Raw genomic sequence first — 8,902 nt, forward strand, 5'->3', positions numbered from 1 at the left:
GTGTCATTATGAACTCCTACCTCCGCGCCGCGCTGGACGAAGCCCGCAAAGGCCTCGCCGCGGGCGGCATTCCCATCGGCTCCGTGCTCGTGCTCGACGGCAAAATCATCGGGCGCGGCCACAACCAGCGCGTCCAGCACGGCAGCGTCATCCATCACGCGGAGATGAACTGCCTCGAAAACGCCGGCCGCCTTCGCGCCGATGTGTATCGCCGGTGCATCCTCTACTCCACGCTCAGCCCGTGCCCGATGTGCAGCGGCGCGGTCCTCCTCTATCGCATCCCGCGCGTGGTCGTGGGCGAAAACGTCACGTTCAAGGGGCCCGAGGAACACGTCCGCTCGCAAGGCGTGACGGTGGACGTCTTGCAGGACCCCGAGTGCATCCAGCTCATGCGCGACTTCATTGCCACGCGGCCGGAATTGTGGAGCGAGGACATCGGCGTGTGATCGGTCGCGCGCCGGAGCGCGGCGGCTCACGCCTCAGAATCCAGTTGCCCCTTCCGTCAGGTTGCCGCTTACACTCGCGAACCGTATGAAGCGCTTTCTCGCCCTGCTCGCACTCGTCACAGCGCCGCTTGCCACGTCCGCCGCCGACCGTCCCAATATCCTCTGGCTCACCTGCGAGGACACCAGCCCGAATCTCGGATGTTACGGCGACGCTTACGCCGTCACGCCGAATCTCGACCGGTTCGCCGCGCGAAGCCTCCGCTACACGCGCGCGTGGTCGTGCGCGCCCGTCTGCGCGCCCGCGCGCACCACGATCATCAGCGGCGTTTATCCGACCTCGACCGGCTCGCACCACATGCGGAGCAACATCCGCATGCCGGCCTTCATGCGGATGTATCCGCAGTTCCTCCGCGAGGCGGGCTACTATTGCTCCAACAACGCAAAGGAGGATTACAACCTCATCAAGCCCGACGGCGTGTGGGACGAATCCTCTCGCAACGCGCACTACAAGAACCGCAGGCCCGGCCAGCCGTTCTTCGCCGTCTTCAACCACGAGATCACGCACGAGAGCCGCATCCGCTCGCGGCCGCACACGCTCGTGCACGACCCCGCGAAGGTCCGCGTGCCCGCGTATCATCCCGACACGCCCGAGGTCCGGCACGATTGGGCGCAGTATCACGACAACATCACCACGATGGACGGCCAGATCGCGGCGAAGTTGAAGGAACTCGAGGACGCCGGGCTCGCGGAGGACACGATCATCTTCTTCTACGGCGACCACGGCTCGGGCATGCCGCGCAGCAAGCGCTGGCCCTACAACTCCGGCCTGCACGTGCCACTCATCGTGCATGTGCCGGAGAAGTGGCGCCACCTCGCGCCGAAGGATTACAAGCCCGGCGGCGCGACCGACCGGCTGGTGAGCTTCGTGGACTTTGCGCCGACCCTGTGCAGCCTCGTCGGCATCAAACCGCCCGACTGGATGCAAGGGCATGCGTTCATGGGCAGGTTCGAGGCCGCGCCGCAGCCGTTCGTGCACGGCTTTCGAGGCCGCATGGACGAGCGCTACGACTCAGTGCGCAGCGTGACCGACGGCCGCTACGTTTACATCCGCAACTACATGCCGCACCTCATCTACGGGCAGCACCTCAACTACATGTGGCAGACGCCGACCACGCGCGCGTGGGAGCAGGGCTTCAAGGACGGCAAGCTCACGTCCGCGCAAGCCGCGTTCTGGAAACCAAAGGCGCCCGAGGAACTCTACGACCTCACAACCGACCGCGACGAAGCGAACAACCTCGCAGGCTCGCCGCAACATCGCGACGTGCTCGAGAAGTTCCGCAAGGCGCAGCGCGAACACGCGCTGCGCATCCGCGACGTCGGCCTGCTGCCCGAAGCCGAGATGCACCGGCGCAGCGCGGCTTCCACGCCTTACGAACTCGGCCACGACGCCGCGCGACTTCCGCTCGGGCGCATCCTCGACACCGCGGAACTCGCCTCGTCACTCAAGCCCGACGCCCTGCCGAAACTCAAGCAGGCGATGAATGACCCGGACAGCGGCGTCCGTTACTGGGGCGTGATGGGCGTGCTGATGCGGGGCAGGGACGCGGCGAACTCGTGCGCGACGGAGTTGAACCGGGCGCTCACCGACGAGTCGCCGAGCGTCCGCATCATGGCGGCGCAAGCGCTCGCGCTCGCCGGGGGAGACGACGCCGCGAAGTCGCTCACACCCGCATTGCTTGCCCTCGCCGACACGGGCAAGTCGGACTACTGGGCGTGCGTCGAGGCGCTCAATGTCCTCGACAGCTTCGACCGCGCGGCGCTGCCGTTCCTCGACCGGATCAAATCGCTGCCCGCCACGAGCACCCAACCGCAGCGCGTGAAGGAATACGTGCCGCGGCTGCTGGAGAAAATTCTCGCGGACTTGAAGTAGCCGCCCGGTGCCCTGGCCACCCGATGGACACCGTGACCCACGCCGTGGTCGGCGCGACGCTCGGGCACGCCGCCTTCGGCAGGAAACTCGGCTGGCGCGCGGCCGTGGTCGGCGTGATGGCGGGCGAGGCACCCGACCTCGACTTCCTCCTCCACAGCGACGCCGACCCGCTGTTCACCATCGAGTATCACCGGCACTTCACGCACTCGCTCTTCTTCGCCCCGCTCGGCGCGCTCGCGATCGCGGCGCCGTGGTTCGCGCCGCGCAGGTTCCGCCCGCAGTGGCGCGACCTGTGGCTCTGCGCGCTGCTCAACTGGCTCGCGCACGCGCTGCTCGACGCCTGCACGAGCTACGGCACGCAACTGCTGCGGCCATTCCACGACGCCCGCTTCGGCTGGGACCTCATCTCGATCATCGATCCGCTGTTCACGCTTGCGATCCTCGGCGGGTTCGCCGCGGCGCTCGTGACGAAGCGCGTCGTGTTCGCCCGTGCCGGGCTCGGGGTCGCGCTCGGCTACCTCGCGCTCGGCGGGCTGCAACGCGCGCGCGCCGCGTCGGCGCAGGCGAAGCTCGCCGCCGCGCGCGGCCACACCATCGAGCGGCGCGAACTCATGCCCACGCTCGGCAACCACATCATCTGGCGCTCGCTTTACCAGCACGGCGGCAACATCCACAGCGACCGCATCCGGGTCGGGTGGTTCTCATCCCCGACGGTGAAGGACGGCACGTCGCTTCCGCTCGTCTCCGAGTCCCAACTCGGCCCCGCCGAGCGCGCGCGCAACGGCCGGCTGCGTTCGTTTCAACGCTTCAACTGGTTTTCCGCCGGATGGGTCGCGCGCTCGCCCGCGGATCCTTCGGTGATCGGCGACATGCGCTACTCGCTGTCGCAGGAGGCGTTCGATCCGATCTGGGGCATCCGCTTCACCGCGCCCGACCACCCGCACGAGGTCGAGTGGGTGAACCGCTCGCGCAACCGTTCGCTGCGACTCGCCGACCTGTGGGCCGAGGTGAGCGGGCGTCACGAAAGTTATCGCAAGTTGCCTTGAGGAACTGTCGGCGGGCTTGAATCCCCGTGAAGGGCGGTTAACTTGCCCCGACGCAACCACCGGCCTGCGCCGCAGCGGCGCCGCCCATCCCGCTCACTCATGAACCAACACCTCCGCCGGCTCGCGTTCGCGTGCACGCTATTTTACACCGCCGCGTTCGCGTCCGCGTCGCAGGAAAAGGCCAAGGCACCGGACGCCCCCGCCGCCACGAGGTCGCGGACACTGGTCATCGAGCCGTTCATGCGCGTGACGAACTCGAGCCCGACCGTGGTTGAATTGCAGATCGCGCTGCGCAAGTTCACCGCGCCCGGCGGCAAGGGGCCGGCGGTATGGCTCTCCGCGGTGTCGCACATCGGCGAAACAAATTACTACGGCGCCTTGCAGAAGCACCTCGACGCGCAGGCGCTCGTCCTGTTCGAGGGCGTCCAAGCCCGGGCTTCGACCAACGCGCCCGCCCCCGAGGCCGCGAGAGGAGCACCGACGAAGGAACCCGCCGCGACGCAACCCGCGGCCCCGGCGAAAGCCGCCGCCCCGCCGGACAAGTCCGCGAAACAAACGTCGATCCAGCACACGCTGGCCGAGTCGCTCGGGCTGGTGTTCCAACTCGAAGCGATTGATTACAAACGCGCGACGTTCCGCAACAGCGACCTCTCGATCCAGGAACTGCAGAAGATCATGGAGGGCGACCCCGACGATCCCGCCGACGCCTCGCCTGCGAAGAAGAACGAGCAACTCGACCGGCTGGTCAAGGTGATGGACGGCAGCTCGTTCGTCGGCAAGATGTTCGCGGGGGTCATCCAGATCATCGGCACGAGTCCGAGGTTGCAGGGGCTCACGCGCCTCGCGCTCATCGAGACGCTCGGGCAGATCCGGGGCGACATCACGCAGATGAATGGCCTGCCGCCCGACATGCAGACGCTCATGAAGGTGCTCATCGTCGAGCGGAACCGCGCGGTGATGAAGGACCTCAAGTCCGAGCTGGAAAAGGCGGAGCCCGCGAAGTCGATCTCGATTTTTTATGGCGCGGGCCACATGGAGGATTTCGAGCGACGGCTCCGGCGCGAGCTGAAGCTGGAGCCCGGCGAAACCCTGTGGCTGCCCGCGTTCTCCGTGGACTTGCAGAAGGCGGGGCTGTCGAAGTTCGAGACCGAGATGATCCGCGGGATGGTGAAGAAGCAGATGGAGGTGATCCTGCCCTGAGTCCGGCGTCGGGCCGGTGCCGGCCGCGACGGCGACGGTCACCACTCCGCGTCGCCGGGGAACACACTCTCGAATTTCACGCTTCGGCGCGGCTCGGCCATCATGTCGGCCACGGTGTCACGCCACGCGGCGTAGTGGGAGGTTTCCTTGTGCTTCGCGGGCGCATCCGCGGTGCGATACACCTCCACGAGCACGAAGCGCGTCGGGTCATCCGCCTGCTGCGCGACGTCAAAGCGCGCGATGCCCGGCTCCCGAACGCTGGCGCGCGCGTTCTCGAGCGTGATGCGGCGGAACGCATCCACGCACTCGGGCTTCACACGGACGTGGACATGGACGACGAGCATGGGTGCGGGGTCCAGTTAGTTGCCCGCCCCGATGCACCACAGATTCTTGTGCGTGCGGATGAAGATCCGCCCGTGGCTCACGGCGGGAGATGAGTTGATGAGTTCGTTGTCCAGCGGGTTGATGGCGACTTGCTCGAACTTTTTCGGGTCGGCGCGGAGGACCACGACTTCGCCGCCTTGCGTGGGGCTGTAAAGGTGGTCGCCCGCGAGCACCATCGAGGACCACGAGTCGCGCTTGGCGGACTTGGCCTGGATATTCTCAGACCACGCGACTTTGCCCGTCGTAAGTTCGAGGCACTCGGCGAGCCCGAGTTCGGTGTTGAGAACGTAGACGTGCTGGCCGCGGACGATGCCCGTGCCGAGGCGGTTCTTGGTGCGGACGGTTTGCCAGAGTCGGTTCGCCGCGGTCACGTCGCCCGAACCGCCGCCGCGCACGGCAATGGTCGTGCCGAAGAAACCGCCCATCGCGACGACCACGCCATCCCCGGCGACGGGCGAGCAATACACAAGTTCGTTCAAGCCCTCGCAGCGCCAGAGTTCGCGGCCGGACTTCGGGTCGTAGGCGCGCGCCTGTTGGGGCCAGGGCATCACGAGTTCGTCACGGGCGCCGGCCTTCATGATGATGGGCGTGGAGTAGGTGCAGACCATGCCGCGGTTCTCGCTGCCGCGAAATCCATCCGTCCGCGGCCCGCGTGTGATCGCGGGTTCGTCAGCCTGCCAGACGGTCTTGCCAGTCTTCTTGTCGAGAGCGAGCAACGCGGCCTTGTCGCCGGGGCCGAAGTAGAGCACGCACAAGTCCCCGTGCAGAATCGGCGACGAGGCGTAGCCCCATTCGTAGTGATGCCGGCCAAGGTCGCGCCGCCAAAGTTCGCGGCCGTCCATGTCCCAGCAAAACAGCCCGGCGGAACCAAAGAAGGCGATGACGCGTTCGCCATCCGTCGCGGGCGAGGCGGCGCAGTAGGGATTCTTGCCGTAGCGCTGCTCGGATTGCTTCCATGTGGTGCCTTGTTTCCAAAGCAGCTTGCCGGTGCGCGTGTCGAAGGACATCAGGTTGCGGCCGCCCTCGGCTTCGATGGACTGGGTGATGAACACCTTCCCGCCCCAAACAATCGGGGAGGAATCGCCGCCCTCGGGCAGCGGCGTCTTCCACCGGACATTTTCGGTCGAGGTCCAGTGGGTGGGGATGTCCTTCTCCGGGCTGACGCCGTCGTGGTTTGGGCCGCGCCACATGGGCCAGTTGTCGGCGAGCGAAGCGGAACCGGCGGCGAGGAGGCACGCCACGGCAAGTCGGAAGGTGCGCAGGGTTTTCATGGATTGACTCGGAAGCGGGGTTTGGACGGGAATGATTGGCGGGCGTGGAGGACGATTACTTTGCAGCGGATCTCGCCTCGGTCACGAAGTTGAACCTAAGCCCGAGGCCTTTTGGCGCCTCGTCACGGATGGGATGGCCGAGATTGCCGCCGTTGAAACCTTGCGGGGCGTTCTTCGAAGCGTCGACCTTCAGCGGCAGGAAGCCCGCCTCGAACAACCCGGCCTTGCGGTCGAGAACCTTCACCGTCACGAGCGTGGCGAGCTTGCTGAAGATGGCGTCCACCTTCGATGCAGTCTCGCCTTGGCTGTAGTCCGGCACGCGAAATCTGATCGTGGGCTTGTAGGGTTCGCCGTGGACCGCGTTCGCGTCGGCAATGGCCCTGGCGATTTGGTGAAAGCTCGAGACGTGGGAGTCGAACGAGACGAGCGCGTAGCCGGAGGCTTCGCTCAAGCCGTTGACGGCGGTCACGCTCGGAACCTTCTTCACGGCATCCGTGATGGAGTCCACGCAGGAGTTGCACTGAACGCCAGCGATGTAAAACGTGATGGTGACCGGATGCGCCGTGGAAGACTTCTTCTCCTGCGCCATGCCAGCGAACCCGAAAGTGACGCAAGCCGCGGCTGCGAGCGGAGCGATGGATTTCATGCAAGCAGGCTTGCTTTATCGCGCGGGGTTGTCAAGGCGCCGGAGCCCTGCGGGGATGATCACGCTGAGTCCGAAGCTTCAGTCGCGACCCTTCCTGCTCTCGCGACGGAGAGATTGTGAAAACGAAGGAACGCCCGGAGATGTCGCTCCTCCGTCCGCCTCCTTGGTGGGCGACCCGAGCCCGGGCTATTCCTCGACATGCTCAGGCTTGGGCTCAGGCAGCCAGTGCGTGGCCGCCGCGCCGATGAGGGCGAAGGCACCGGCGACCATCGCGGCGGTAAGCGCAATCTTCGACGGGTCCGGCGGCTTGGCGGCGGAGAGCGTGAAGGTGAACCACGCCGCCGAGGTGCCCAGGATGCGCCCGCCGATGTTCGCCGCCCAGCTCTCGCCGGTGCCGCGCAAGTGGACGGGATAGACCAGGGGCAGGTAATTGCCCCAAAAGCTGAAGGTGGCGACGACGAAGAAGCCGCACAAGGCCGCGCCCCACTTCACCAGGTCGAGGTTGCCGGTCTGGCCGAGGTTCTTCGACAGCCACCAGAAGAACACCGGCACGCAGACGAGCGCGGCGAGGTGGAAAATACGCAGGACGTTGCGCTTGCTCACGATGACAATGATCACACCCGCCAGCGCGAGCCGGCCCACCATGCCGCCGACCTCCTGCCAGAGCTGAACCTCGCCGGCGAAGCGCTCCGTCTCCTGACGACCCGCGGCGGCCACGGCTTTTGCGTCCGGCGCGGGCTTGCCAGCGTCACTCGCGGCCTTGACCAATCCGTCCTGCTTGGCCTTGGCCGCGGCCTTCACGTCGGTCAGGCCGGGCACAATCTGCGGGAGATGCTGGATCGCGCCGAAGGCCATGCCATAGCAGGAGGCGACAATGATGGCGGTGACGATGGTGGTGCGCGCAAGTTCCGGCGTGAACAACGCGGCGAAGCTGGCGCGCTTGAGCTCGCCGGCCTCGCGCTTCCTCGCCCAGACCGGCGACTCGGGCAGGAACGGGCGGACGATGATCAGCGGGATCGCCGGGATCAGCCCGGAGATGAGCGTGTAGCGCCAGGCATCGTGCCCGCCGTGGATGGCCGGCAAGCTGTTGGCGAAGTTGACGCAGAGCAGATACGCGCCCGACACCATGAAGCCGCCGACGGATGAGAACGCCTGCGTGAAGCCCAGCACCTTCTCGCGCTGTGCGGGGTTGGGGAACAGCTCGGCCAGCCACGCCACCGCCGCGACGAACTCGACGCACACACCGATGAACACAAGACAGCGGAAGAAGAGCAACTGCCACAGGCTCGTGCTCAAACCCGCCGCCCCCGCCGCGAAGGCGTAGAGCAGAATGCTGAACGTAAGCACCCGCCTCCGGCCCAGCCGGTCCGTGAGGTAGCCGCCGATGAGGCCGAAGACGCCGCCGAAGATCGCGGGGACAAAGAACAGCGTGCGCGCCCACTTCACATACATCTCGCCGCCGGGGAGCCATTGCGCGACGGCCTCGGGGCGGGGCATGCCGCCCTGCACCATCTGTTCAACGAGCGGCGCGCTCAACGCGGCGATGGCAGGCTTCACGATCAGCGGCAGCATCAGCAGCTCGTAGATGTCGAAGGCGAAGCCGATGACGGCGATGAAGCAGATCAGCCACTCGGTCACTCCGAGCGGCTTGGCTGCGGGTGCCTGCGCAGAAATCATAGTGCGGGATTGGACACGAGGGGCGCAGGTCGGACAAGCGTTTTATTACGCACCCGTATTTTCGGCCAAGGCAGTCGCACGGCGATTTGGGGGATGCGAAGGGTGATCGTCATCGGGTTGGCACTGGCCTCCCTGGTGTCGGAACCGCAGGAGGGATGGGGATGTTCCGAGTTCAGAATTCCAGGGTCGTGATGCGTGCCGAACCAGCCGGGCGGCATTCAACTTGGAACTTGAAATCCAACGACGTCAGACCGTGCCGTTCTTGATCACCGCGTCGAGAGCCTTGGCGAGTTCCTCGATCT

8 protein-coding genes are annotated in these 8,902 nt (G+C 66.2%); 4 read left to right on the plus strand and 4 right to left on the minus strand.

Annotated elements, in window-relative coordinates:
• The first annotated feature begins 8 nt into the window (after positions 1–8).
• From FJ386_01300 to FJ386_01315, 4 genes are all read left to right on the plus strand, one after another.
• Complete coding sequence (locus FJ386_01300) at positions 9–446, plus strand: nucleoside deaminase (protein ID MBM3875344.1); 438 nt, start codon at positions 9–11, stop codon at positions 444–446.
• Between the two features lie 85 nt (positions 447–531).
• Entirely contained in the window at positions 532–2,376 is a 1,845-nt protein-coding gene (locus FJ386_01305; protein MBM3875345.1) for a sulfatase, read from the plus strand.
• 23 nt (positions 2,377–2,399) lie between these two features.
• A complete protein-coding gene (locus FJ386_01310) occupies positions 2,400–3,422 on the plus strand; it encodes a metal-dependent hydrolase (GenBank protein ID MBM3875346.1) in 1,023 nt (340 codons plus the stop codon).
• A gap of 99 nt (positions 3,423–3,521) precedes the next feature.
• Complete coding sequence (locus FJ386_01315; GenBank protein MBM3875347.1) at positions 3,522–4,622, plus strand: hypothetical protein; 1,101 nt, start codon at positions 3,522–3,524, stop codon at positions 4,620–4,622.
• 38 nt (positions 4,623–4,660) lie between these two features.
• Here FJ386_01315 and FJ386_01320 read toward each other — a convergent pair whose 3' ends face one another.
• The 4 genes from FJ386_01320 to FJ386_01335 form a co-directional block, all read right to left on the minus strand.
• Positions 4,661–4,966 (minus strand): antibiotic biosynthesis monooxygenase, encoded by a 306-nt coding sequence (locus FJ386_01320; GenBank protein ID MBM3875348.1) that lies wholly within the window; start codon positions 4,964–4,966, stop codon positions 4,661–4,663.
• 15 nt (positions 4,967–4,981) lie between these two features.
• Positions 4,982–6,277, minus strand: coding sequence for a serine/threonine protein kinase (locus FJ386_01325; GenBank protein ID MBM3875349.1), 1,296 nt, complete (start codon positions 6,275–6,277; stop codon positions 4,982–4,984).
• Between the two features lie 55 nt (positions 6,278–6,332).
• Entirely contained in the window at positions 6,333–6,923 is a 591-nt protein-coding gene (locus FJ386_01330) for a heavy-metal-associated domain-containing protein (protein MBM3875350.1), read from the minus strand.
• 186 nt (positions 6,924–7,109) lie between these two features.
• Positions 7,110–8,600, minus strand: coding sequence for an MFS transporter (locus FJ386_01335; protein MBM3875351.1), 1,491 nt, complete (start codon positions 8,598–8,600; stop codon positions 7,110–7,112).
• Between the last annotated feature and the right edge of the window lie 302 nt (positions 8,601–8,902).

It is taken from the genome of Verrucomicrobiota bacterium, from assembly GCA_016871675.1.
GTDB lineage: Bacteria > Verrucomicrobiota > Verrucomicrobiia > Limisphaerales > VHCN01 > VHCN01.